22 protein-coding genes are annotated in these 22,583 nt (G+C 72.7%); 16 read left to right on the forward strand and 6 right to left on the reverse strand.

Annotated features, from left to right (window positions below):
* Window positions 1-37 precede the first annotated feature (37 nt).
* The 4 genes from ACZ66S_RS14690 (at window position 38) to ACZ66S_RS14705 (ending at window position 2,898) form a co-directional block, all read left to right on the forward strand.
* Entirely contained in the window at window positions 38-673 is a 636-nt protein-coding gene (locus ACZ66S_RS14690; RefSeq protein ID WP_469901886.1) for a hypothetical protein, read from the forward strand.
* Window positions 674-726: 53 nt separating this feature from the next.
* Window positions 727-1,428 carry a YcnI family copper-binding membrane protein gene (locus ACZ66S_RS14695; protein WP_469901887.1) on the forward strand — a complete coding sequence of 234 codons (702 nt, stop codon included), beginning with the start codon at window positions 727-729 and terminating at the stop codon, window positions 1,426-1,428.
* 66 nt (window positions 1,429-1,494) lie between these two features.
* Entirely contained in the window at window positions 1,495-2,151 is a 657-nt protein-coding gene (locus tag ACZ66S_RS14700) for a hypothetical protein (RefSeq protein ID WP_469901888.1), read from the forward strand.
* Window positions 2,152-2,313: 162 nt separating this feature from the next.
* On the forward strand, window positions 2,314-2,898 hold the full coding sequence (locus tag ACZ66S_RS14705) for a sigma-70 family RNA polymerase sigma factor (protein ID WP_469901889.1): 585 nt from the start codon (window positions 2,314-2,316) through the stop codon (window positions 2,896-2,898).
* Between the two features lie 154 nt (window positions 2,899-3,052).
* On the opposite strand, the gene ACZ66S_RS14710 is transcribed toward ACZ66S_RS14705, so the two are convergent.
* Window positions 3,053-3,532 carry a MarR family winged helix-turn-helix transcriptional regulator gene (locus tag ACZ66S_RS14710; RefSeq protein WP_469901890.1) on the reverse strand — a complete coding sequence of 160 codons (480 nt, stop codon included), beginning with the start codon at window positions 3,530-3,532 and terminating at the stop codon, window positions 3,053-3,055.
* Between the two features lie 82 nt (window positions 3,533-3,614).
* Here ACZ66S_RS14710 and ACZ66S_RS14715 point away from each other — a divergent pair, with 82 nt between their 5' ends.
* Entirely contained in the window at window positions 3,615-4,130 is a 516-nt protein-coding gene (locus ACZ66S_RS14715; RefSeq protein WP_469901891.1) for a YceI family protein, read from the forward strand.
* Here the strand turns inward: ACZ66S_RS14715 and ACZ66S_RS14720 are convergent.
* Window positions 4,111-5,781: a hypothetical protein gene (locus ACZ66S_RS14720; RefSeq protein WP_469902389.1), complete on the reverse strand. Its 1,671-nt coding sequence runs from the start codon at window positions 5,779-5,781 to the stop codon at window positions 4,111-4,113. The two genes, ACZ66S_RS14715 and ACZ66S_RS14720, sit on opposite strands and share 20 nt — an antisense overlap.
* A gap of 267 nt (window positions 5,782-6,048) precedes the next feature.
* Here ACZ66S_RS14720 and ACZ66S_RS14725 point away from each other — a divergent pair, with 267 nt between their 5' ends.
* From ACZ66S_RS14725 to ACZ66S_RS14740, 4 genes are all read left to right on the forward strand, one after another.
* Window positions 6,049-6,438, forward strand: a complete 390-nt coding sequence (locus ACZ66S_RS14725) for a cell division protein SepF (RefSeq protein WP_469901892.1) — start codon at window positions 6,049-6,051, stop codon at window positions 6,436-6,438.
* Between the two features lie 81 nt (window positions 6,439-6,519).
* Entirely contained in the window at window positions 6,520-7,716 is a 1,197-nt protein-coding gene (locus tag ACZ66S_RS14730; protein ID WP_469901893.1) for an AAA family ATPase, read from the forward strand.
* Entirely contained in the window at window positions 7,713-8,039 is a 327-nt protein-coding gene (locus tag ACZ66S_RS14735) for a nucleotide pyrophosphohydrolase (protein WP_469901894.1), read from the forward strand. Before ACZ66S_RS14730 ends, ACZ66S_RS14735 begins: the two co-directional genes overlap by 4 nt.
* A 176-nt stretch (window positions 8,040-8,215) precedes the next feature.
* Window positions 8,216-8,680, forward strand: coding sequence for a DUF6099 family protein (locus ACZ66S_RS14740; protein WP_469901895.1), 465 nt, complete (start codon window positions 8,216-8,218; stop codon window positions 8,678-8,680).
* A gap of 194 nt (window positions 8,681-8,874) precedes the next feature.
* Here ACZ66S_RS14740 and ACZ66S_RS14745 read toward each other — a convergent pair whose 3' ends face one another.
* The gene (locus tag ACZ66S_RS14745; protein ID WP_469901896.1) at window positions 8,875-9,045 is read right to left on the reverse strand and encodes a hypothetical protein; all 171 of its coding nucleotides are present in this window, start codon (window positions 9,043-9,045) and stop codon (window positions 8,875-8,877) included.
* Between the two features lie 216 nt (window positions 9,046-9,261).
* Between ACZ66S_RS14745 and ACZ66S_RS14750 the strand changes: the two genes are divergently transcribed.
* The 3 genes from ACZ66S_RS14750 to ACZ66S_RS14760 all read left to right on the forward strand — a co-directional run bounded on the left by ACZ66S_RS14750 (window position 9,262) and on the right by ACZ66S_RS14760 (window position 14,351).
* On the forward strand, window positions 9,262-10,185 hold the full coding sequence (locus ACZ66S_RS14750) for an LLM class F420-dependent oxidoreductase (RefSeq protein WP_469901897.1): 924 nt from the start codon (window positions 9,262-9,264) through the stop codon (window positions 10,183-10,185).
* Between the two features lie 144 nt (window positions 10,186-10,329).
* Window positions 10,330-11,808 carry a 3' terminal RNA ribose 2'-O-methyltransferase Hen1 gene (locus ACZ66S_RS14755; RefSeq protein ID WP_469901898.1) on the forward strand — a complete coding sequence of 493 codons (1,479 nt, stop codon included), beginning with the start codon at window positions 10,330-10,332 and terminating at the stop codon, window positions 11,806-11,808.
* Window positions 11,805-14,351: a polynucleotide kinase-phosphatase gene (locus tag ACZ66S_RS14760; protein ID WP_469901899.1), complete on the forward strand. Its 2,547-nt coding sequence runs from the start codon at window positions 11,805-11,807 to the stop codon at window positions 14,349-14,351. The genes ACZ66S_RS14755 and ACZ66S_RS14760 overlap by 4 nt, the downstream gene beginning before the upstream one ends.
* A gap of 49 nt (window positions 14,352-14,400) precedes the next feature.
* Here the strand turns inward: ACZ66S_RS14760 and ACZ66S_RS14765 are convergent, their stop codons facing one another.
* Both ACZ66S_RS14765 and ACZ66S_RS14770 read right to left on the reverse strand, forming a co-directional pair.
* The gene (locus tag ACZ66S_RS14765) at window positions 14,401-15,291 is read right to left on the reverse strand and encodes a hypothetical protein (RefSeq protein WP_469901900.1); all 891 of its coding nucleotides are present in this window, start codon (window positions 15,289-15,291) and stop codon (window positions 14,401-14,403) included.
* Window positions 15,288-16,292 carry an SPFH domain-containing protein gene (locus ACZ66S_RS14770; RefSeq protein WP_469901901.1) on the reverse strand — a complete coding sequence of 335 codons (1,005 nt, stop codon included), beginning with the start codon at window positions 16,290-16,292 and terminating at the stop codon, window positions 15,288-15,290. The genes ACZ66S_RS14765 and ACZ66S_RS14770 overlap by 4 nt, the downstream gene beginning before the upstream one ends.
* A gap of 122 nt (window positions 16,293-16,414) precedes the next feature.
* Here ACZ66S_RS14770 and ACZ66S_RS14775 point away from each other — a divergent pair, with 122 nt between their 5' ends.
* A complete protein-coding gene (locus ACZ66S_RS14775) occupies window positions 16,415-17,638 on the forward strand; it encodes an arginine deiminase (protein WP_469901902.1) in 1,224 nt (407 codons plus the stop codon).
* A 59-nt stretch (window positions 17,639-17,697) separates the two neighbouring features.
* Window positions 17,698-18,705 carry an ornithine carbamoyltransferase gene (gene argF, locus ACZ66S_RS14780; RefSeq protein ID WP_469901903.1) on the forward strand — a complete coding sequence of 336 codons (1,008 nt, stop codon included), beginning with the start codon at window positions 17,698-17,700 and terminating at the stop codon, window positions 18,703-18,705.
* Window positions 18,706-18,708: 3 nt separating this feature from the next.
* Here argF and ACZ66S_RS14785 read toward each other — a convergent pair whose 3' ends face one another.
* Complete coding sequence (locus tag ACZ66S_RS14785; RefSeq protein ID WP_469901904.1) at window positions 18,709-19,161, reverse strand: ATP-binding protein; 453 nt, start codon at window positions 19,159-19,161, stop codon at window positions 18,709-18,711.
* A 306-nt stretch (window positions 19,162-19,467) separates the two neighbouring features.
* Here ACZ66S_RS14785 and ACZ66S_RS14790 point away from each other — a divergent pair, with 306 nt between their 5' ends.
* Together ACZ66S_RS14790 and ACZ66S_RS14795 are read left to right on the forward strand one after the other, a co-directional pair.
* Window positions 19,468-20,295 carry an enoyl-CoA hydratase family protein gene (locus tag ACZ66S_RS14790; protein ID WP_469901905.1) on the forward strand — a complete coding sequence of 276 codons (828 nt, stop codon included), beginning with the start codon at window positions 19,468-19,470 and terminating at the stop codon, window positions 20,293-20,295.
* Window positions 20,296-20,297: 2 nt separating this feature from the next.
* The gene (locus tag ACZ66S_RS14795) at window positions 20,298-22,574 is read left to right on the forward strand and encodes a bifunctional salicylyl-CoA 5-hydroxylase/oxidoreductase (protein ID WP_469901906.1); all 2,277 of its coding nucleotides are present in this window, start codon (window positions 20,298-20,300) and stop codon (window positions 22,572-22,574) included.
* Window positions 22,575-22,583 lie beyond the last annotated feature (9 nt).

Below are 22,583 nucleotides of genomic sequence, written 5' to 3' on the forward strand. Positions count from 1 at the left end.
GACGGGTGCCGGACCACGCGTGGGAGTATCGGTCGCCATGAGGGCGTCCCCTTCGGTCCGGAGCCTGCGCGCGGCGGTGTTCGCCGCGCTGTGCGTGCTGCTGGCCGCCGGGGGACACGCGCTGGCGACCGGCATGGCACCGCCGGTGTGGACGCAGGCGGCCGGGTTCGTGCCGGTGTTCGCGGCCGGATGGCTGCTCGGCGGCCGGGAACGGTCGCTCGGGGCCATCGGCGCGGCCACGCTCGCCTCCCAGGGCGGGCTGCATCTGGCCTTCGGCGCGGCTCGCACGCGCTCCAGGGGGACACCGCGAGGTATGGCCATGCAGCACATGTCGGCTGCGCACACCATGGCCCTGCACGGCCTGCGCATGGCCCCCATGGCGGCACGGCACACCCACGCCCTCACCCCGCACGCCACCGCCGCGCACGTCTCGGCCGCCCTCCTGCTGACCTGGTGGCTCCGACGCGGCGAGGCCGCCCTGTGGTCCCTCCTGCGGCGGGCGGTCACGCTCCTGCCCGGCCTCGCGGCCTGGTGGCAGGGGTACGGCGGGTCGCTCGCCCCGGCCCCGGTGCGGCCGGTCACCGCGAGCGGCGCCCGCGCGCCGAGGCCCCTCCGGCTCCGCCACACCGTCCACCGGCGCGGACCGCCCACCCCGATCCCGTACGCGATCTGACCCGACACCCCTTCCCCAGTACGTCAGTACGGAAGTACGGAGATCCCTCACCCATGTCCACGACACGCACCGCCCTGCGCCGCGCGGGGTTCGGCAGCGCCCTCGCCGCCTCCGCCGTCCTCACCGCCGCGGGCGTCGCCTCCGCGCACGTCACCGTCCACCCCGACAGCTACGCCAAGGGCGCCACCGACGGGGCCCTCACCTTCCGCGTGCCCGACGAGAGCGACACCGCGAGCACCACGAAGGTCCAGCTCTTCCTGCCCACCGACCACCCCCTCCTGGGCGTGCTCGTCTCCCCGCACGACGGCTGGACCGCCAAGGTCACCGACACCCGGCTCAGGACACCGGTCAGGACGGACGACGGCACCGTCACCGACGCGGTCTCCGAGATCACCTGGACCGGCGGCCGGATCGGCCTCGGCCGGTACGAGGACTTCGACGTCGCCTTCGGCCAACTGCCCGACGACACCGCCCGGTTGCCCTTCAAGACCCTCCAGACCTACTCCGACGGGAAGGTGGTCCGCTGGATCGAGGAGGCCGCCCCGGGCGACGCGGACCCGGAGAACCCGGCGCCCGTCCTGAAGCTCACCCCGGGCGCCGGCACGTCCGCCGCCACGAGGACGCCCGCGGCCACCACCGAGGCCGCCGCGAGCGACTCCACGGCCCGCGGACTCGGCGTCGCCGGGCTGGTCGTGGGCGTGCTGGCGGCGGCGGCCGGTGCCTTCGCCGTCGTACGGAGCCGCCGTGCACGGTGAGCGGGCGCCCGCGGATTTCCGTACCCACAGGTGAAGACCGGTGCCCGGATGGGAGGATGAGGCGCCATGACAGCAGGGTGGTGTGCCCGCACAGTACGGGCCGCGGTGTTCGCGGCCGTCTGTGTGCTGCTCGCCGCCCTGGGCCACGTCCTCATGTCCGGCGCCGACGTGCCAGGCCGGACACTGGCCGCGGGCCTGGTCGCGACGGGGTGCGCGGGCTGGTGCCTGGCCGGCCGTGAACGCGGGCTGCCGCTGATCGTGGCCGTCGTGGTCGCCGCCCAGACGGCCCTCCACTCGGCGTTCTCCCTCGCCCAGTCCTCAGCGGCGCAGCCCGGTGCGGTGGCCCCCGACATGGGGGGAGCGCACATGGAGTCCATGCACATGAGCGGCATGGACTCCCTCGACGCGGCACCTATGGGGACGTCGTCGGGGGTCGACGCGCTCTCCTTCCTCGTGCCGTTCGGGATGTACGCGGCCCATCTGCTCGCCGCGCTCCTCACCGGGCTCTGGCTGGCGTACGGCGAGCGGGCCGCGTTCCGCGTCCTGCGGGCCTTCGCGGCCCGGCTGGTCGCCCCGCTGCGGCTGCTGCTCGCCCTGCCCGCCACCCCGCACCGCCCGCGTCCGCGGGTGCGCCGGCCCCGCTCGCGGCGGGCGCCGCGGCTTCTCCTTCTCGTCCACGCGATCAGTCATCGCGGTCCGCCCGTGGGGATCGCTGTCGTCTGACGACAGCCAGTGCACCGAGGCCGCCCCTGCGCGGCCCGGTCCCCGGCCGTACGCCCACGCCCGTGTCGGCGCCGTACGGCCGGATCCCCTCACCGGGCCCCTCCTCGCCCCCGTGCGCACAGGCGGTGGTCCGGATCACGGCTGACCCGAGAAGGACACCTGGTGATCACTTCCGCCCCGCCCGTCCCGGCCGACCTCCGCGCCCGACGGGAGTCCGCCGACGCCTCCGCCACCGCCTGGGCCCTCGCCGCCCGCGCCGGTGACGCGGACGCCGTCGACCGCTTCGTCCGTGCCCTGCACCGTGACGTCCTGCGCTATGTCTCCCACCTGTGCGCCGACCCCCAGGCCGTTGACGACCTGGCACAGGACACGTTCCTGCGGGCGCTGGGCAGCCTGCACCGGTTCGAGGGACGGTCCTCGGCGCGCACCTGGCTGCTGTCCATCGCCCGCCGCGCGGTGATCGACGGCTTCCGGCACACCGCGGCCCGGCCCCGCCGGTACGACGGTCCGGACTGGCAGGCCGCGGTCGAGCGGGCGCAGCCCCGGGACGTGCCAGGCTTCGACGACGGCATAGCGCTGCTCGACCTGCTGGGGGCGCTGTCGGCCGAGCGGCGGGAGGCGTTCGTCCTCACGCAGATGCTGGGGCTGTCGTACGAGGAGGCGGCCCTGGTGAGCGGCTGCCCGGTGGGGACGGTCAGGTCCCGGGTGGCACGGGCAAGGTCGGCCCTGGCGGAACTGGCGGTCTGAGACCCCGGCCCGACCGGGCGGCTCCCCGCGCCCCTTGCCGGTCCGGGACAGGACCAGGGGCCGCGGCCACCGCCGCCGTCTCGGGAGTGCGGGGCGCGGCCGCGCCGATCGGGGCTCGCGCGGCACCCGTTCCCGTTCCGCCCTGACCCGGCAACTACTCCGCCGCCGACTCCTCGGCGAAGTCCGGCATCAGGGAGCACAGCGCCTGGCGTTGGGCGGGGCCCATGAAGCGTCCGAAGGCCTCCTTGACCGTCTCGGCGAGGGCGTCGGAGGCCTCCTTGAGCAGGCCCCGGGCCTTCTCGGTGAGGGCGACCTCGATGCCCCGCTTGTCACCGCAGACCGACCGCCGGGTGACCAGCCCCGCGTGCTGGAGGCAGGCGATCTGGTAGGTGAGCCGGGTCTTCGGGCGGCCCAGGAGTTCCGCGATCCGGGTCATGCGCAGGGCCTGGCCGGGGTCCGCGGCGAGCAGGGACAGGACCAGGAACTCGTCGTGCGAGACGTCGAGGTGTTCCTTCACGACGGAGCGCAGCTCCTGCTCGACGGCTCCCGTCGCGGCCAGCATCAGCATCCATGCGTGCAGCTCAGGAGGCAGGAGCCCACCGGTGGAGGCGGGACATTCGGTGGGATCGGCCATGCTTCGAGTGTAGCTGTTGTTCAAATTTGGATTATAGGCTAGCGTGCTGTCATCCAAATTTGAACTACAGAAGTGAGGGATCATGACCGTCGCCGTCGAAACCGGGACCTGGCAGCTCGACCGGACCGCCACCACCGTCGCCTTCAGGCATCGGACGATGTGGGGCCTGGTCACGGTCAAGGGCACCTTCGCCACCGTGGACGGGCACGGCGAGGTCCGGCCCGACGGGTCCGCCGTCGGCACCGTGACCCTCGACGCCGCCTCCCTCGACACCAAGAACGCCAAGCGCGACACCCATCTGCGCGGCTCCGACTTCTTCGACGTCGACAACCACCCCGAGCTCACCTTCGCGGTGCGCAGCGCCGAACTGCACGACGGCGACCAGGTGCACGTGATCGGTCAGCTCACCGCGCGCGGCATCAGCCGCCCCCAGTCCTTCACCGCCCGGCTCGCCGACGCGAGCGCCGACGCGCTCACGCTGCACGCCGAGTTCTCGGTGGACCGCGAGCACTTCGGCCTGGGCTGGAACCAGCTCGGCATGATCCGCGGCCTCACCACCGTCACCGCCACGCTCCGCTTCAAGCGGTCGGCAGCGTGACGTAGGTGCTCGACAGTGTCTGCGGCGAGGACGTGAACACCCGGAGCCGGACCCGCTGCCCCGGCTTCGGGAGCGCGTACGTCCCCTCGGGCGGCCGCAGTTCGTAGGTCGCTGTCGCGTGGGCGGGCAGCGTGGCGGGCCCCCGCAGCACCGAGAAGTACGGGTACATGCCCTGGCCCCGGGTGAGGGTGAAGTGGGGCGTGAGGGCGTCGTCACCCGTGTTGGTGACCCGCAGGGTCAGCCGGGACAGCGCGCGCACGTCGTGACGCACCGAGGTGACCTCCATGCGCAGGGGCGGTGACCCGGTGGCCGCGAGGGCCGCGCTCGCCAGTGCCGGGCCCAGCAGCAGGACGGCCGCGGCGATCCGTGCCGGACGCCGGTGCGGACCGGAGAGCCGGCGCGCGAACGGCTGCCAGGCCCCCGCGAACTCGGACGCGGGCGCGGTGACCGCCGCCGCCAGCCACAGCGGGGTCATCATCAGGTAGTAGCCGTCCTGCGAACGCGTCGCCAGCCAGAAGGCCAGCCACGGCAGCACGGTCGCCGCCGGACCGAGGCGGCGCACGAAGAGCACGAACAGCGCCAGCAGACCGGCGAGCAGCAGCAGACTCGCGTACCCGTACCAGTCGAGCCGGTCGCTGCCGTCGGTGAGGTACAGCGACACCCCCACCAGGCCCTGCCCGTGCAGCACCGCGCCCTGGACGAGCGGCAGCGCGATCCCCTCGAGCCACGCGACCGGCCGGCTCACGGCGAAGTACGCGTTGATCAGCAGCCATACGGTGGCGGCGACCCCGGCGAGTCGCAGCACCACCAGGCGGGCCTCCCGCGCGCCGAGTTCGCCGCGCCGCACCGCGTGGATCCCGGCGAGCAGGAACGGCGCGAGGAACCACGGCAGTTGCTGTGCCGCGCAGGCCGCGCCCAGACAGGCGGCCTGTGCCGTCCCGGCCGCCCCGAGCCGCCCGCCCCGGCCGATCCGGGGCCAGCGCACCACCACCGGCACCAGCAGGGCGAGGGCCAGGATCGCCGGGTAGCCGAGCCGGCCGTACATGGTGACCGTCGAGAAGCCCAGGCACGTCATGGTCGCCACCGACCGCCACGGCACGGGCAGCAGCCACCACAGCACGACCGTGCCGACCAGCAGCGCCCCCGTGCTCATCGCTATGGCGGGCAGACCGCCGTGGCCGAGCCACAGCAGGGGCGCGGTCAGCAGCGGGGCGAGCGGCGGATAGCCGTACGTGTAGTCGTAGCCGCCCGTGACGGTCGGGGTGAGCGCGATGCCGTGGCCGCCGAAGAGCCACGGCCAGGGGCGGCCGTAGACGCCGTGCCCCGCGACCAGGTCGCGGGCCGCCTGGGCGGTGAGGACCGACTCGTCGGAGCCGCGGTGGAACAGGACGAACGTGCACAGGGCGAGCGCCAGTCCGGTCACCAGTACGCCGAGGTCCACGCGGGCGAGGGCGCGCCGGTCGCGCACCACCAGGGCCAGGACCCCGCAGACGAGGATCGAGGCGTAGCAGACCGAGATGACCTCGGCGACGGCCGGCCGGTGGGTGGCCGCCTGCGTCCACACCTCGCGGGTACCGATGAAGAGGCTGACGTCCGCGAGCAGCGTCAGGACGCGATGCCACTGCGTGGGAGGTTCCGGGACGGGGGACACCTCGGGCCGGGTCGGCCGGCCGGGTGCCGACAGCCGAGTATCTGCCAGGAGCACGGCACCGGACGCTAATCGGGGCCGGTGAGGGGGGCGCGGACGGAGGCCAAGAGTCCGGTGTGAGGCGGGTAAGACCCTTTCGTCCCGCCCGGCGGGGGTGTGACGTGTCCGCCGACGCGGTCGCGGACCGTGTCGTTGTTGGGCCGAACGGGTGACTTGGCGTAAGAATTGGCTGGTGCAGGCATTGAAGGCGAGTCGGAGCGGGGGGAGCCGGTGAACAGGTACGACGTCACCGATGAACAGTGGGAGGGGCTCGCCCAGGTCGTTCCGTTGCGGGGACGGGACGCGTGGCCGTCCGCGGTCGACCACCGGTCCGTGCCGGAGGCCGCGACCGAGGCGCGGCGCCGGTTCGTGGTCCTGCGGATCAACGTCTTCGCGGACGCCCGCGAGGTCGCCGAGACCCTGATGGCGGGCATCCCCGTCCTGCTCGACCTCACCAGCGCGGAGGGCGAGGTCGCCAAGCGGGTCCTCGACTTCAGCACGGGTGTCGTGTTCGGGCTGGCCAGCGGTATGCACCGGGTGGACCGGAACGTGTTCCTGCTCACTCCGGCCGGCACCGAGGTGACCGGGCTGATGGAGAGCGCGGGGATGCCGGGGGTCTGAGCCCGGGGGAGGTTCGCTCGTTCGTAGGAAGGCCGCGGCGCAGGAACGGTTCGTCCGGTGGCGGAGCCCTACGGTCCGGATATGCGCGCGTCCCCCGCCTCCTCCGTCGTGCCGGCCCAGTCGGCTCCTCCGCTCGCGGAGCTGTCGCAGGGCGACGGGTACCGCCCCGACCGGCCCTGCCTCACCGAACTGCGACTCTCCGCCTACGCCGGGCACCGGCGGGCCGGACTGCCGCTCGGGCCGCTGACCCTGCTGGCCGGACCCAGCGGGAGCGGCAAGACGAGCGCACTCAGGGCGTACGAGGCGCTCGCCCGGCTCGGTGGCGGCGCGAGCCTCGCCGAGGCGTTCCCCCGGCCCGCGGCCTGTGTCCCCGACCGGGCCCGCCCCGACGCCCAGCGCCGCCGCGGCTTCCGGATCGGCTGCACGGCCGACGGGCCCGAGGGGCCGGTCCGGCTCGATGTCGCCGTCCAGGCCGAGCCCGAACTGCGCATCGTGGGGGAGCGGTTGACGTCCGGCGGACTCGTCCTGCTGGAGACCGCCCTGCGCGATCCCTCCCGCCGGGCCGTGCAGGCCGCCTGGCACACCGCCGGCAGCGCGCCGGTCACCCGCGCGCCCCTCCCGGACGACCGGCTCGGCACCCCGCTGCTGCCGCTGCGCGTGGCCGGCAAGACGGACGGACAGCGGCGCGTCCTCGCCGCCGCCGAGCAGATGGTCGTCGCCCTGCGCTCCGTGTTCGGCTGCGACCCACGGCCCGGCCGTATGCGGCTGCCCGTCCCGACCGGTTCCGGACGGCTGCTCGGCGGCTGCGACAACCTCGCGGACGTCCTGGGGCGCACCCGCGCGGAGTGCGGCCGACGGCACGCCCAGCTCGTCGCCGCGGTGCACGCCGGATGTGCGGGACCGGTCGCCGACGTGCTCGCCGAGACGCTGCCCGGCGGGACGGTCCGGGCGCTGCTCGACCGCGGGGACGGCGGCCGGACGGAGCTCGGGCGGCTGGGCGACGGCGAGTTGCGGTACCTCGCCCTCGCGCTGGTGCTGCTGACCGGACCCGGAGTGCTGGAGGTCGACCCGGTCGGCGAGGTGCCCGCGGCGATGCAGACGCTCACCGTGCTCGCCGACAACCTCGACCGGAACCTGGACCCGCGGCAGCGCGCCGAACTCCTGCGACTGGCCGTGCGGATGTGCGACCGCGGCCACATCCGGTTCGTCGGCGCGGTGAGCGACGCCTCGTGGGCCACCGGGACGGACGGGGTCACGGTGGTACACCTGGAGCCGTGACAGAACCCCTCGACGTGGCGAAACTGCAGCGCCGGCTGGCCGACTTCGCGGCGGCGCGCGACTGGCAGCCCTACCACACCCCCAAGAACCTCGTCGCCGCGCTCAGCGTGGAGGCCTCCGAACTGGTCGAGATCTTCCAGTGGTTGACCCCGGAGGAGTCGGCCCGGGTCATGGCCGACCCCGACACCGCGCACCGCGTCACGGACGAGATCGCCGACGTGCTCGCGTATCTGCTCCAGCTCTGCGAGGTGCTCGGCGTCGACGCGCTGGCCGCGCTGGCCGCGAAGATCGACCGCAACGAACGGCGGTTCCCCGCACCCTGAGGAAGGATTCCGTCCTCTTTCACTCTCCGTGACGAAAATCGCGACCGAAATCGATTTGTTGTCCACAGATTTCCGTCTACCTCTGGTTTTTCGTTCCGAGCGACCTCACTCTGGGTAGTGGACAAGGGAGTTCGGGCGGACGGGCCCGGGGACGTCGTGACAGACGGGGGCAGCCGATGGACGCGGTGCGGCTCATCGTGACGAGCAGGCGTGCCCTGGCCGGGGGCGGCGAGGCGCCTCAGGTCATGGCGGAGGTGTGGCAGGCGCAGGCCCTGGCCCAGGCGATAGGGAGCCGCCTCGCGGTCGCCGGGCCGCCCGAACTCCGGGGCGAGGCCCTGGGGCTGACCGAGCTCGCGGGCCGGGGCTGCGGGGTCTTGGAGCGCCCCGACATCGAGATGGCGGAGCTGCGGGCCGCCCAGCTCACCGACCTCGGCGACGCCCGGCAGGCCCTCCTGTGCCTCGGCGGCCTCCTCGGCGAGGTGGGCATAGCCCTGGTCGGCCTGGCCTGCGCGGCGGACGACGAGACGACGTACTGGCAGTGCATGGAGGCGATCGACGCGGCGGACGAGTCGCGGGACCGGGTCCTGCAGATGCTGCGAAGACTCGCTGACCGGGGGGAGGAGTTGCCGGCGGCGGGGTGAGTTCTTCGGCCGCGGCCCGGTGGGGGCTGGGCGCGTGGGGGCCGGGCGCGCCCCGCGGCAAAGCCGCTGATGTCACGGCCCCGCGCCCCTGGACAGGCGGGTGCGACCGAGCACGGTTCGACTGCACCCGCTCAGGGGCGCGGGGAACCGCGCGACCAGCCACAAGGCATCAGCAGCCGCACGACCCCAGAACCTCAGCCGACCTCCTCCTCACCCACCGCCCGTGGCGAACCCCCGGCCCCCTGAAGATCCGCGTCCAACGCCGACAGATCCGCGTTCAGTGCCGCCATCAGCTCCTCCATCTGCTGCAACAGCCCTTTCGGCTGCCCGGCCCCCGCAGTCAGCGGCACGGTTTCTTCGGACATGACGGCCTCCTCGGCCCAAGGACCCACACACGGGTGACGGATGACGCACCGGCGACGACAGGCCGGCTCCGCCCGAGCCAACGATCACCGAAGGGCCCGGTCACTGGCACCGCCGCGCCTCGCGTGCGCCGGGGCCCGAATTTCACCCGCCCGGGGACGGCGGAGGCGGCAGGGACCGGTGAGGCCGCGGCTCACCCCTGCGTGCAGGATGGAGTCATGGATCTCCGCATCTTCACCGAGCCCCAGCAGGGCGCGAGCTACGACACCCTGCTCACCGTCGCCAAGGCCACCGAGGACCTCGGCTTCGACGCGTTCTTCCGCTCCGACCACTACCTGAAGATGGGCGACGCCGACGGTCTCCCCGGCCCCACCGACGCCTGGATCACCCTCGCCGGCCTCGCCCGTGAGACCAAGCGGATCCGCCTCGGCACCCTGATGACCGCCGCCACCTTCCGGCTGCCCGGCGTCCTCGCCATCCAGGTAGCCCAGGTCGACCAGATGTCCGGCGGCCGCGTCGAACTCGGCCTGGGCGCGGGGTGGTTCGAGGAGGAGCACAAGGCGTACGGCATCCCCTTCCCGAAGGAGAAGTTCCCCCGCCTGGAGGAGCAGCTCGCCATCGTCACCGGCCTGTGGGCCACCGAGCCGGGCGAGACCTTCGACTTCCACGGCGAGCACTACGAGCTCACGAAGTCGCCCGCGCTGCCCAAGCCCGCCCAGCAGAGGATCCCCGTGCTGATCGGCGGCCACGGCGCGACCCGCACCCCGCGTCTCGCCGCCCGTTACGCCGACGAGTTCAACCTGCCGTTCGGCTCGGTCGAGGACAGCGAGACCCAGTTCGGCCGGGTCCGTGCCGCCGCCCGGGAGGCGGGTCGCGCGGCCGACGCGATCACCTTTTCCAACGCCCTCGTGGCCTGCGTCGGCAAGGACGACCAGGAGGTCGCCCGCCGCGCCGCGGCGATCGGCCGTGACGTCGAGGAGCTCAAGGCCAACGGCCTGGCCGGCACCCCCGCCGAGGTCGTCGACAAGATCGGCCGCTACGCCGCCGTGGGCTCCAGCCGGATCTACCTCCAGATCCTCGACCTCGACGACCTGGACCACCTGGAGCTGATCTCCGCGCAGGTGCGCCCGCAGCTCCCGTAACCGCCTCCCTTAATCGAAGGCGCTGGTGGGACCGACTGTGCCAAGCTGAGGAGGTCGTCCTGCCGAGCCCCCGGGATCACCGTTCTCGGGGGCTTTCGCGCGCACGGCACCCTGTCCCGTCCACCGGCCTGAGAGGCCACACGCATGTTTCTGACGATCAGTACCACCGGCACCTCCGAACGTCCCGCCACCGACCTCGGCTTCCTGCTGCACAAGCATCCCGACAAGGCGCAGGCGTTCTCCACCTCCTACGGCAGGGCGCACGTCCTGTATCCCGAGGCGGACGATCAGCGCTGCACGGCGGCGCTGCTGATGGAGGTCGACGCGGTGGCGCTGGTCAGGCGCGGCAAGGGCAAGGGACGCGGCGGCGCCCCGGACGCGGCGCTCGCCCAGTACGTCAACGACCGCCCCTACGCGGCCTCCTCGCTGCTCGCGGTGGCGCTGAGCGCGGTCTTCTCCAGCGCGATGCGCGGGGTGTGCCACGCCAGGCCCGAACTGCCCGCGCAGCCACGGCCGTTGCGCATCGAGGTGCCGGCGCTCCCGGCCCGCGGCGGCCCGGGTCTCGTACGGCGGCTGTTCGAACCGCTCGGCTGGACCGTGACCGTCGACGCGGTGGCGCTGGACGCCGACTTCCCGGAGTGGGGCGACTCGCGCTACGTCCGCCTCGAACTGGAGTCCACGCGGCTCACCGTCGCCGAGGCCCTGCGCCACCTGTACGTCCTGCTGCCGGTCCTCGACGACGCCAAGCACTACTGGGTGGCCCCCGACGAGGTCGACAAGCTGCTCAGGGCCGGCGAGGGCTGGCTGCCCGAGCACCCGGAGCAGCAACTGATCACCAGCCGCTATCTGTCCCGCCGCTGGTCGCTGACGCGCGAGGCGATGGAACGCCTGGAGCTGGTGCGGCTCGCGGAGACCGACGACACGGAGGTCGAGGACATCGACAACGCCGTCGGGGCGGAGACCGAGACCGAGGAGAAGCCGACCCCGCTCGCCGTGCAGCGCCGCGAGGCCATCATGGAGGCGCTGCGCGCCGCCGGTGCCGCCCGCGTCCTCGATCTCGGCTGCGGACAGGGCCAGTTGGTGCAGGCGCTGCTCAAGGACCCGGCGTTCACCGAGATCGTCGGCGTCGACGTGTCGGTGCGGGCCCTGACCATCGCCTCCCGGCGGCTCAAGCTGGACCGCATGGGGGAGCGGATGGCCTCGCGCGTGCGGCTCTTCCAGGGCTCGCTCGCGTACACCGACAAGCGGCTCAAGGGGTACGACGCGGCCGTGCTCAGCGAGGTGATCGAGCACCTCGACCTGCCCCGGCTGCCCGCCCTGGAGTACGCGGTGTTCGGCGCGGCCCGCCCCCGGACCGTCCTCGTGACGACCCCGAACGTCGAGTACAACGTCCGCTGGGAGTCCCTCCCGGCCGGGCACGTCCGGCACGGCGACCACCGCTTCGAGTGGACCCGCGCGGAGTTCCACGCCTGGGCGGCGGCGGTGGCCGAACGCCACGGCTACGACGTGGAGTTCGTGCCCGTGGGACCGGACGACCCCGAAGTCGGACCACCCACGCAGATGGCCGTTTTTGAATTGAGCACAGCCGTGATCAGGACCGAGAAGGAGGCGAAGGCCGCATGAGCGAGACACAGACCAGGGGACGGGTGCTCCCCGTCACCGACCTCTCCCTCGTCGTCCTCGTCGGCGCCTCCGGCTCCGGCAAGTCCACCTTCGCCCGCCGGCACTTCAAGCCGACCGAGGTGATCTCCTCGGACTTCTGCCGGGGCCTGGTCTCCGACGACGAGAACGACCAGGGCGCCACCAAGGACGCCTTCGACGTCCTGCACTACATCGCGGGCAAGCGCCTGGCCGCAGGCCGCCGCACGGTCGTCGACGCCACCAGCGTGCAGTCGGACTCCCGGCGCCAGCTCGTCGACCTGGCCAAGCAGTACGACGTCCTGCCGATCGCCATCGTCCTGGACGTGCCCGAGGAGGTGTGCGCCGAGCGCAACGCGGGCCGCACCGACCGGGCCGACATGCCGGTCCGGGTCATCAAGCGGCACATCCGAGAACTGCGGCGCTCGATCCGCCACCTGGAGCGCGAGGGCTTCCGCAAGGTGCACGTCCTGCGCGGGGTCGAGGACATCGAGCACGCCACCGTCGTCACCGAGAAGCGCTTCAACGACCTGACCCACCTCACCGGCCCCTTCGACATCGTCGGCGACATCCACGGCTGCGCCTCGGAACTGGAGTCGCTGCTGGGCAAGTTGGGCTATGTCGACGGCGTTCACCCCGAGGGCCGTACCGCGGTCTTCGTCGGCGACCTCGTCGACCGCGGCCCGGACAGTCCCGGGGTGCTGCGCCGCGTGATGTCCATGGTCACGTCGGGCAACGCGCTGTGTGTGCCGGGCAACCACGAGAACAAGTACGGCCGTTACCTTAAGGGCCGCAAGGTCCAGCACACCCACGGCCTCGCGGAGACCATCGAGCAGATGGAGGCCGTGTCCGACGAGTTCCGGGCCGAGGTGCGGGAGTTCATCGACGGACTCGTCAGCCACTACGTCCTCGACGGCGGCCGCCTGGTCGTCTGCCACGCGGGTCTGCCGGAGAAGTACCACGGCCGCACCTCCGGCCGGGTCCGCTCGCACGCCCTGTACGGCGACACCACGGGGGAGACCGACGAGTTCGGGCTGCCGGTGCGCTACCCGTGGGCGGAGGACTACCGGGGCCGGGCCGCCGTGGTCTACGGCCACACCCCGGTCCCGGAGGCGACCTGGCTCAACAACACCATCTGCCTGGACACCGGCGCGGTCTTCGGCGGCAAGCTCACGGCGCTGCGCTGGCCGGAGCGGGAGCTGGTCGACGTACCGGCGGAGCGGGTCTGGTACGAGCCGGTGAAGCCGCTGAGGTCGGAGGCGCCCGGCGGGCACGACGGCCGGCCGCTCGACCTGGCCGACGTGCACGGCCGCAGGGCGGTCGAGACCCGGCACCAGGGGCGGGTGGCGGTCCGCGAGGAGAACGCGGCCGCGGCCCTGGAGGTCATGAGCCGTTTCGCGGTGGACCCGCGGCTGCTGCCGTACCTGCCGCCGACCATGGCCCCGACGGCGACCAGCCGTGTCGAGGGCTACCTGGAGCACCCGGCGGAGGCGTTCGCGCAGTACGCCGGGGACGGGGTCGAGCGGGTCGTGTGCGAGGAGAAGCACATGGGCTCGCGGGCGGTGGCCCTGGTGTGCCGGGACGCGGAGACGGCCCGCGGGCGCTTCGGCGTCGAAGGCGGACCGACGGGCTCGCTCTACACCCGTACCGGACGGCCCTTCTTCGACGACGAGTCGGTGACGGAGACGATCCTCGACCGGCTGCGGACGGCGATCGGCGAGGCCGGCCTGTGGTCCGAACTCGACACCGACTGGCTCCTGTTGGACGCCGAGCTGATGCCGTGGTCGCTGAAGGCCGCCGGACTGCTGAGGTCGCAGTACGCGGCCGTCGGCGCCGCGTCCGGCGCGGTGTTCCCGGGTGCGCTGGCCGCGCTCAGGGGCGCCGCGGGCCGGGGCGTGGACGTGTCGGACCTGCTGGCCCGCCAGCAGGAACGAGCCGACGCGGCCGGCGCCTTCACCGACGCGTACCGCCGCTACTGCTGGACCACCGACGGCCTGGACGGCGTCCGCCTGGCACCGTTCCAGGTCCTCGCGGTCCAGGGCCGCAGCCTCGCCGGGCTCCCGCACGACGAGCAACTGGCCCTGCTGGACCGCCTGGTGGAGCACGACGGCACGGGCCTGCTCCAGACCACCCGGCGCCTCTACGTCGACACAGGCGACCCGGAGTCGGTGCGGGCGGGCGTCGACTGGTGGCTGGAGATGACCGGCCGCGGCGGCGAGGGCATGGTCGTCAAGCCGCTCGGCGCGGTGGTCCGCAGCACGGAGGGCCGACTGGTGCAGCCCGGCATCAAGTGCCGCGGCCGGGAGTACCTGAGGATCATCTACGGCCCCGAGTACACCCGCCCGGAGAACCTCGACCGGCTGCGCAAGAGGTTCCTGAACCACAAGCGCTCCCTCGCGATCCGCGAGTACGCCCTCGGCCTGGAGGCCCTGGACCGGCTGGCGGAGGGCGAGCCGCTGTGGCGGGTCCACGAGGCGGTGTTCGGGGTGCTGGCCCTGGAGTCGGAGCCGGTCGACCCGAGGCTCTGAGTCGACGAGGGGTGACCCACCGGTCACCCCTCACCCTCACCGTCATCCCCTACCCCACCAGCCGCAACCGCTCCCCGCACACCCCCACCTCCACGGTCTGTCCCCACGTCAGCTCCAGCGAGTCGCCCTCCATCCCGTCGCCGAAGGCGATCAGGCGCTCGGACTCGACGGTGAGGCGGAGGCGGGCGGGGGCGGGGAGCTCACCGGCGGTCAGTGAGGTGCCGGTGGCCGGGGAGGGCCAGGCCTCGCGGACGAACCAGACCAGGCGGGTCTCCGTCGGGGCGGGCAGCCGCAGGGCACCGCCCCGCTCCTGCCACACGGACCGGAGCCAGCCCGTGGCTCCGGTCCCCGTCCCCACCAGCACTCCCGAGGACGCCTGGGCCTCGACGACACCCCCGTCGCCCTCCAGGCCCAGGCGGTACCGGGCGGTCTGGTGACCGGCGGCGCCCAGGTAGATCTCGTTCAGGGCGACGAGGCGCTGGGTGTCGTCCGCGACGGCCTCGACCATCGTCAGCTCGTCGGCGCCCGCACCGCTCGCCGCGAGCAGCTTCGCCGTGTCCCGCGGCCGGTGCCGTACCAGGACACCGGGGTTGCGGCCGGGCTCGCTGTCGATGCCCAGCACCGGCTGGCCGGACAGGTACTTGGCCGCGTTCGCCACCAGTCCGTCCTGGCCGACGACGATCACGACGTCCTCGGGGGCGAACAGGAAGCGGTCCAGGTCGCCTCGCTCCACCCGCGCCTGACGCCAGGTCAGCGGGATCGCGGCGGTCACCTCGGCGAGCGCCCGGCGGGTCCGCTCGTGGCGTTCGGCGACCTCCGCGATGTCCCGGCCCCGGGAGGAGAGGAAGAAGGCGGCCTGGCCGTGGGTGCCGTGGTGGGCCACCAGCTCCGCGTACTCCGTGGTGCGGTGGACCAGGACGGCGCGGGGCGCGAGACTCACTCCGGCTCCCGCGCGCCCAGCCTGGCCAGCAGCCCCGTCAGCACGTCGGGGGAGATCGTCACGCTGTCGATGTTCGGCAGGTTCTCCGCGAGCCGGGTCCCGGTGAGGGCGTGCAGGGTGGCGACCTCGACGTCCCCGTGCACCTTCAGCCAGGCGGCCTGTGCCTGTGCCTTTGCGTCGCCGACCGCGCGCACTCCCTCGGCCTCCGCGCGGGCCAGCCGTACCGAACGCGTGGCCTCCGCCTCGGCGCGCACCGCGTCCGCCGCCGCGTGCTCCTCCGCCTCCCGGCGGGCGTTCGTGCCCCGCTGCTCGACCAACTGCTCCTCGCGGCGGGCGAGTTCGATCTGGCTGGCCAGTTCGTTCTCGGCGATGGTCCGCTCGCGCTCCACGGCGACCGCCCGCCGCTCGTAGGTCGCCCGGTCGGCCTCCTGCTGGATCTGCTCGCGGGCCGGGGTACGCAGGGCCCGCTCCACCTCCGGCTCGGGTCTCAGGGCCATCACGCGGACGGCGACCACCTCGATGCCGGTGGCCGGCAGCCGGGGCTCGGCGTCCAGGCCGGCCGCGACCCGCTCACGGACTGCCGTCACCCCGTCGACCAGGGCGGACGACAGGGGAGTGCGGGCCAGCACGTCGAGCGCGTGCTGCTGGGCCGTCTCCGTGAGCAGGGTGCCCAGTTGCTCCAGGGGCGCGCCCCGCCACACCCCGGTGTCGGGGTCGATGGAGAAGTCCAGTCGGGCGGCGGCGAGGGCCGGGTCGCCGATCCGGTAGGTCACGGTCGCCTGCACCGCCACGTCCTGGAAGTCGGACGTACGGGCGTGGAAGGTCATCGCCAACTCGCGGTCGTCCACGGGGACCTCGGAGAGCGCGGCCGTCAGTGCGCGGAACCAGAAGCTGAGTCCGGGACCGTCGTGCAGCAGGGTGCCGCCGCGGTGGTGCCGGATGTGCGCCGTGGGCGCACCGCGCAGGTGGCGCCAGCCGAGGCGCCGGGTGATGTCGGCCATCGAACCCCCTCTTTTCGTCTGTCAGACGATAACTGGGCCGATGCGTTGTCGTCAAGGGGACGAGAACAGAAAGCCGGGCGGACGGGGGCGTCAACAGGCCCCCCGTTGGTCAGGATGGAGGCATGGGATTCCATGTCGACTCCGAGGCCGGGCGGCTCAGCCGCGTCATCCTGCACCGGCCGGATCTCGAGCTCAAAAGGCTCACCCCCAGCAACAAGGACGCACTCCTCTTCGACGACGTGCTGTGGGTGCGCCGGGCGCGCGCCGAGCACGACGGGTTCGCGGACGTGCTGCGCGACCGCGGTGTCGCCGTGCACCTCTTCGGCGACCTGCTCGCCGAGGCCCTGGAGGTCCCGGCGGCCCGGTCCCTCGTGCTCGGCCACGTCTTCGACGAGAAGGAGTACGGCCCGCTGGCCACCGACCACCTGCGGGCCGCCTTCGAGGCACTGCCCGCCGGGGAGCTCGCGGAGGCCCTCGTCGGCGGCATGACCAAGCGGGAGTTCCTGGACGCGCACCCGGAGCCGACCTCCGTGCGCTTCCATGTCATGGACCTCGACGACTTCCTGCTCGCCCCGCTGCCCAACCACCTGTTCACCCGGGACACCTCCGCCTGGATATACGACGGGGTCTCCGTCAACGCCATGAAGTGGCCCGCCCGCCAGCGCGAGACGGTCCACTTCGAGGCGATCTACCGCCACCACCCGCTCTTCCGCGACGAGACGTTCCATCTCTGGTCGGAGGGGCAGGCCGACTACCCGTCCACCATCGAGGGCGGTGACGTCCTCGTCATCGGCAACGGCGCCGTCCTCATCGGCATGAGCGAGCGCACCACGCCCCAGGCCGTCGAGATGCTCGCGCACAAGCTGTTCGCCGAGGGCTCGGCGCAGTCGATCGTGGCCCTCGACATGCCGAAGCGGCGGGCCTTCATGCATCTCGACACCGTGATGACGATGGTCGACGGGGACACCTTCACCCAGTACGCCGGGCTCGGCATGCTCCGGTCGTACACCATCGAACCGGGCGTCGACGACAAGGAGCTCAAGGTCACCGACCACCCGCCGGAGCACATGCACCGCGCGATCGCCGCCGCCCTCGGGCTGAGCGAGATCCGGGTGCTGACCGCCACCCAGGACGTGCACGCGGCCGAGCGCGAGCAGTGGGACGACGGCTGCAACGTCCTCGCGGTGGAGCCCGGCGTCGTCGTCGCCTACGAGCGCAACGCCACCACCAACACCCATCTGCGCAAGCAGGGCATCGAGGTCATCGAGATCCCGGGCAGCGAGCTGGGGCGGGGGCGGGGCGGGCCGCGCTGCATGAGCTGCCCGGTGGAGCGGGCGGCTGTATAGAAATGCTGAATATCGTATAGACTTCCAGCATCCTGTTCCCGTCCCTCTGGAGCGCCCCCATGGCGACTGTCCCCACCGCCCTCGCCGGGCGCCACTTCCTCAAGGAGCTCGACTTCACGGCGGAGGAGTTCCTCGGCCTCGTCGAGCTGGCCGCCGAGCTGAAGGCCGCCAAGAAGGCCGGGACCGAGACCCGCCACCTGAACGGGAAGAACATCGCGCTGATCTTCGAGAAGACCTCGACGCGCACCCGCTGCGCGTTCGAGGTCGCCGCCGCGGACCAGGGCGCCTCCACGACGTACCTCGACCCGTCCGGCTCGCAGATCGGGCACAAGGAGTCCGTGCGGGACACCGCGCGCGTGCTCGGCCGCATGTACGACGGGATCGAGTACCGCGGGGACAGCCAGCAGAAGGTGGAGGAGCTGGCCGCCTGTGCCGGTGTGCCGGTCTACAACGGCCTCACCGACGACTGGCACCCCACGCAGATGCTGGCCGACGTGCTCACGATGACCGAGCACACCGCGAAGCCGGTCCGGGAGATCGCGTTCGCCTACCTGGGCGACGCGCGCTTCAACATGGGCAACTCGTACCTGGTCACCGGTGCGCTGCTGGGGATGGATGTACGGATCGTCGCGCCGAAGACCTACTGGCCCGCGCAGGAGGTCGTCGAGCGGGCCCGGGCGCTCGCCGTGGACAGCGGGGCGCGGATCACCCTCACCGAGTCACTGGAGGAGGGCGTGCGGGGGGCGGACTTCGTCGCCACCGACGTCTGGGTCTCCATGGGGGAGCCGAAGGGCGTGTGGAACGAGCGGATCGCCGCGTTGTCGCCGTACGCGGTGACCATGGACGTGCTGCGGGCCACGGGGAACGCTGACGTCAAGTTCCTGCACTGCCTGCCCGCCTTCCACGACCTCGGCACGAAGGTGGGGCAGGAGATCTTCGAGACCCACGGACTGGAGTCCCTGGAGGTCACGGACGAGGTGTTCGAGTCGGCGCACTCGGTCGTCTTCGACGAGGCGGAGAACCGGCTGCACACGATCAAGGCCGTGCTGGTCGCGACGCTGGCCTGAGTCTCACGCCGGGTGCCACTGGGGCGGCACCACCGGCAGCCGGAACCAGACCGCCTTGCCGGTCTCGGTCGGGCGGTGACCGCACGACGAGCTGAGCGCCCTGATCAGCAGCAGTCCCCGGCCGTGCTCCTGCCAGGGGTCGGGTTCCCCGGTGTCCGGGTGGGTCAGGTGGCCCGGGGGCGCCGGGTCCGGGTCGTGCACCTCGACCTGGCAGCCGGTCGGCAGCAGCTCCACGACCAGCTCTATCGGGGTGTCGCCGGCGGTGTGCTCCACGGCGTTGGCCACCAGCTCGGCCGTGAGCAGCTCCGCGGTGTCGCAGTCCGCCCCGTGCTCCAGCTCGGCCAGCGCGGTGCGCACCAGAGCGCGCGCCACGGGCACGGCCGCGGCGGAATGCGGCAGCGCGATGCGCCAGGAGGCGGAGGCTGAGGGGCGATCTTGCAAGGCGGGTCCGTTCATGAGCAGGCTGTCCTGCTTTCAACCATATGAATGGTACGGCGCCGCCGGACGGGTCGTCGGGCGGGCACCGCGCGGGACCTTCGGCCCCGTTGGCAGGCGGCTTACCCGTAGCAACGGCTTGCCTCGCACGGCTGATCCCGCCGTTGCCGCTCTGTCGACGAGCCGTGACGGATGTGACGGGGCCGGGTCACATCCGCCTGCCCTATCGCGCACTCGTGACGACAGTCAAAGATGAGTGATAGCTTCGAAGGGCAGAGCGCACCTCGAACCTCGCACCCCGCCCGAGCACGAGGAGGCCGCACGGACATGAGCCCCTTCACCGGCTCCGCCGCCCGCACCCCCGACTGGCAGCACCTGCGTGTCGACCTCGCCGAAGGTGTCGCCACGGTCACTCTCGCCCGCCCCGACAAGCTCAACGCGCTCACCTTCGGCGCCTACGCCGACCTGCGCGACCTGCTCGCCGAGCTGTCCCGGGAGCGTTCCGTCCGGGCCCTGGTCCTGGCCGGCGAGGGCCGCGGCTTCTGCTCCGGCGGGGACGTCGACGAGATCATCGGCGCCACCCTCGCCATGGACACCGCCCAGCTCCTCGACTTCAACCGGATGACGGGCCAGGTCGTGCGGGCCGTACGGGAGTGCCCCTTCCCGGTGATCGCGGCCGTGCACGGGGTCGCGGCGGGCGCGGGCGCGGTCCTCGCCCTCGCCGCCGACTTCCGGGTGGCCGACCCCTCGGCCCGCTTCGCCTTCCTCTTCACCCGCGTCGGCCTGTCCGGCGGCGACATGGGCGCTGCCTATCTGCTGCCCCGCGTGGTCGGCCTCGGCCACGCCACCCGTCTGCTCATGCTCGGCGAACCGGTCCGCGCCCCCGAGGCCGAACGGATCGGCCTGATCAGCGAACTGACACCGGAGGGCGGCGCCGACGAGGCAGCCCAGGCCCTCGCCAGGCGCCTGGCCGAGGGCCCGGCGCTGGCGTACGCCCAGACGAAGGCGCTGCTGACGGCCGAGCTGGACATGCCGCTGGCGGCCTCGGTGGAACTGGACGCCTCGACCCAGGCCCTGCTGATGAACGGCGAGGACTACCGGGAGTTCCACGCGGCGTTCACGGCGAAGAGGCCGCCGAAATGGAAGGGGCGGTGACCATGTCGACCTCCGTCCGGCGCATCGCGGTCATCGGCGGCGGCCCCGGCGGCCTGTACGCGGCGGCCCTCCTGAAGCGGCTCGACCCCCGGCGCGGGATCACCGTGTGGGAACGCAACGCCCCGGACGACACCTTCGGCTTCGGGGTGGTGCTCTCCGACGAGACCCTCGGAGGCATCGAGCACGCGGATCCACAGGTCTACGAGGCCCTGTGCGAGGACTTCGTCCGCTGGGACGACATCGACATCGTGCACCGGGGCGTTCGGCACACCTCCGGAGGCCATGGCTTCGCCGCCCTCGGCCGCAGGCGACTCCTCGGGATACTGCACGACCGCTGCCGCGCCCTCGGCGTCGACCTCCGCTTCCGCACGGAGGCACCGGCCGGCCTGGCGGAGACGCACGACCTCGTCATCGCCGCCGACGGAGTCAACAGCACCACCCGCGCGGCCCACGCCCATGTGTTCCGCCCCCATGTGACCCCGCACCACTGCCGCTACATCTGGCTCGCCGCCGACTTCCCCTTCGAAGCCTTTCGCTTCGAGATCGCCGAGACCGAACACGGCGTGATGCAACTCCACGGCTACCCCTACGCGTCCGACGCCTCCACCGTGATCATCGAGATGCGCGAGGAGGTCTGGCGGGCCGCCGGCTTCGACGAGGTTCCCGTGCAGGAGTCGACGGAGAGCTGCGCCAAGATCTTCGCGGAGGCGCTGCGTGGCCGCCCGCTGCGCTCCAACAACTCCACCTGGACCACCTTCCGCACCGTGGTCAACGCACACTGGTCGCACGGCAACACCGTGCTGCTCGGCGACGCGGCCCACACCGCCCACTTCTCCATCGGCTCCGGCACCAAGCTCGCGGTGGAGGACGCCCTCGCCCTTGCCGCCTGCCTCGACGAACAGCCGTCCCTGGAAGAGGCGTTGGCGGCCTACGAGACGGAGCGCAAACCCGTCGTCGCCTCCACCCAGCGCGCCGCCCGCGCCAGCCTGGAGTGGTTCGAGAACCTCGGCCTGTACCTCGACCAGCCGCCCCGCCAGTTCGCCTTCAACCTGCTCACCCGCAGCCGCCGCGTCACCCACGACAACCTGCGCCTGCGCGACCCCCGCTTCACCGGAGCCGTGGAGCGCGAGTTCGGCTGCCCGCCGGACACGCCCCCGATGTTCACCCCGTTCCGGCTGCGCGGGCTGACCCTGCGCAACCGGGTCGTGGTGTCGCCGATGGACATGTACTCCGCCACCGACGGCGTCCCCGACGACTTCCACCTGGTCCACCTGGGCGCCCGGGCCCTCGGCGGCGCCGCACTGGTGATGACCGAGATGGTGTGCGTCTCGCCCGAGGGACGCATCACACCCGGCTGCACCGGCCTCTACAACGGCAGGCAGGCCGAGGCGTGGAAGCGGATCACGAACTTCGTGCACACCCGCTCCCCGGGCACCGCCATCGGCGTGCAGCTCGGCCACAGCGGCCGCAAGGGTTCGACCAAGCTGATGTGGGAGGGCATCGACGAACCGCTGCCCGAGGGCAACTGGCCGCTCGTGGCGCCGTCCCCGATCCCCTACACGCCCGCCAACCAGACCCCGCGCGAACTCAGCCGCGCCCAACTGACCGACATCCGGCTGCAGTTCACCCAGGCCGCCTGGCGCGCCGCCCGCGCCGGGTTCGACCTCCTCGAACTGCACTGCGCCCACGGCTACCTGCTCTCCGGATTCCTCTCCCCGCTCACCAACCGGCGCACGGACGCCTACGGCGGCTCGCTCGCCAAGCGCCTGCGGTTCCCGCTGGAGGTCTTCGACGCCGTCCGGGAGGTCTGGCCGCAGGAACGGCCCATGACCGTCCGCGTCTCCGCCACCGACTGGGCCGAGGGCGGCAACACGGCCGAGGACGCGGTCGAGATCGCCCGCGCCTTCGCCGCGCACGGCGCCGACGCGATCGACGTCTCGACCGGGCAGGTCGTGGCCGAGGAACAGCCGGAGTACGGGCGCTCGTACCAGACGCCGTACGCCGACCGGATCCGCAACGAGACCGGCCTCCCGGTGATCGCGGTCGGCGCCATCTCCTCCTGGGACGACGTCAACTCACTCATCCTCGCCGGGCGCACGGACCTGTGCGCGCTGGCCCGGCCGCACCTCTACGACCCGCACTGGACCCTGCACGCGGCCGCCGAGCAGGGGTACGACGGTCCCGGTGTCGTCTGGCCCGAGCCGTACCGCGCGGGCAGCCGGCGGCCGCAGACCGGACGTACTGACGCCCCCAAACCCCGGCTCACGCTGGGGACTTGAGGGACCACA

The organism is Streptomyces sp. NPDC107471, assembly GCF_055582845.1.

Excerpts from the sequence above, each read along its gene's own strand:
- ACZ66S_RS14700 (WP_469901888.1), top strand. The coding sequence starts at position 1,495 with ATGACAGCAGGGTGGTGTGCCCGCACAGTACGGGCCGCGGTGTTCGCG.
- ACZ66S_RS14760 (WP_469901899.1), top strand. The coding sequence starts at position 11,805 with ATGAGCGAGACACAGACCAGGGGACGGGTGCTCCCCGTCACCGACCTC.
- ACZ66S_RS14785 (WP_469901904.1), bottom strand. The coding sequence starts at position 19,161 with ATGAACGGACCCGCCTTGCAAGATCGCCCCTCAGCCTCCGCCTCCTGG.
- ACZ66S_RS14750 (WP_469901897.1), top strand. The coding sequence starts at position 9,262 with ATGGATCTCCGCATCTTCACCGAGCCCCAGCAGGGCGCGAGCTACGAC.
- ACZ66S_RS14755 (WP_469901898.1), top strand. The coding sequence starts at position 10,330 with ATGTTTCTGACGATCAGTACCACCGGCACCTCCGAACGTCCCGCCACC.
- ACZ66S_RS14770 (WP_469901901.1), bottom strand. The coding sequence starts at position 16,292 with ATGGCCGACATCACCCGGCGCCTCGGCTGGCGCCACCTGCGCGGTGCG.
- ACZ66S_RS14795 (WP_469901906.1), top strand. The coding sequence starts at position 20,298 with ATGTCGACCTCCGTCCGGCGCATCGCGGTCATCGGCGGCGGCCCCGGC.
- ACZ66S_RS14690 (WP_469901886.1), top strand. The coding sequence starts at position 38 with ATGAGGGCGTCCCCTTCGGTCCGGAGCCTGCGCGCGGCGGTGTTCGCC.
- ACZ66S_RS14710 (WP_469901890.1), bottom strand. The coding sequence starts at position 3,532 with ATGGCCGATCCCACCGAATGTCCCGCCTCCACCGGTGGGCTCCTGCCT.
- ACZ66S_RS14740 (WP_469901895.1), top strand. The coding sequence starts at position 8,216 with ATGGACGCGGTGCGGCTCATCGTGACGAGCAGGCGTGCCCTGGCCGGG.
- ACZ66S_RS14775 (WP_469901902.1), top strand. The coding sequence starts at position 16,415 with ATGGGATTCCATGTCGACTCCGAGGCCGGGCGGCTCAGCCGCGTCATC.
- ACZ66S_RS14745 (WP_469901896.1), bottom strand. The coding sequence starts at position 9,045 with ATGTCCGAAGAAACCGTGCCGCTGACTGCGGGGGCCGGGCAGCCGAAA.
- argF (WP_469901903.1), top strand. The coding sequence starts at position 17,698 with ATGGCGACTGTCCCCACCGCCCTCGCCGGGCGCCACTTCCTCAAGGAG.
- ACZ66S_RS14715 (WP_469901891.1), top strand. The coding sequence starts at position 3,615 with ATGACCGTCGCCGTCGAAACCGGGACCTGGCAGCTCGACCGGACCGCC.
- ACZ66S_RS14695 (WP_469901887.1), top strand. The coding sequence starts at position 727 with ATGTCCACGACACGCACCGCCCTGCGCCGCGCGGGGTTCGGCAGCGCC.
- ACZ66S_RS14790 (WP_469901905.1), top strand. The coding sequence starts at position 19,468 with ATGAGCCCCTTCACCGGCTCCGCCGCCCGCACCCCCGACTGGCAGCAC.
- ACZ66S_RS14730 (WP_469901893.1), top strand. The coding sequence starts at position 6,520 with ATGCGCGCGTCCCCCGCCTCCTCCGTCGTGCCGGCCCAGTCGGCTCCT.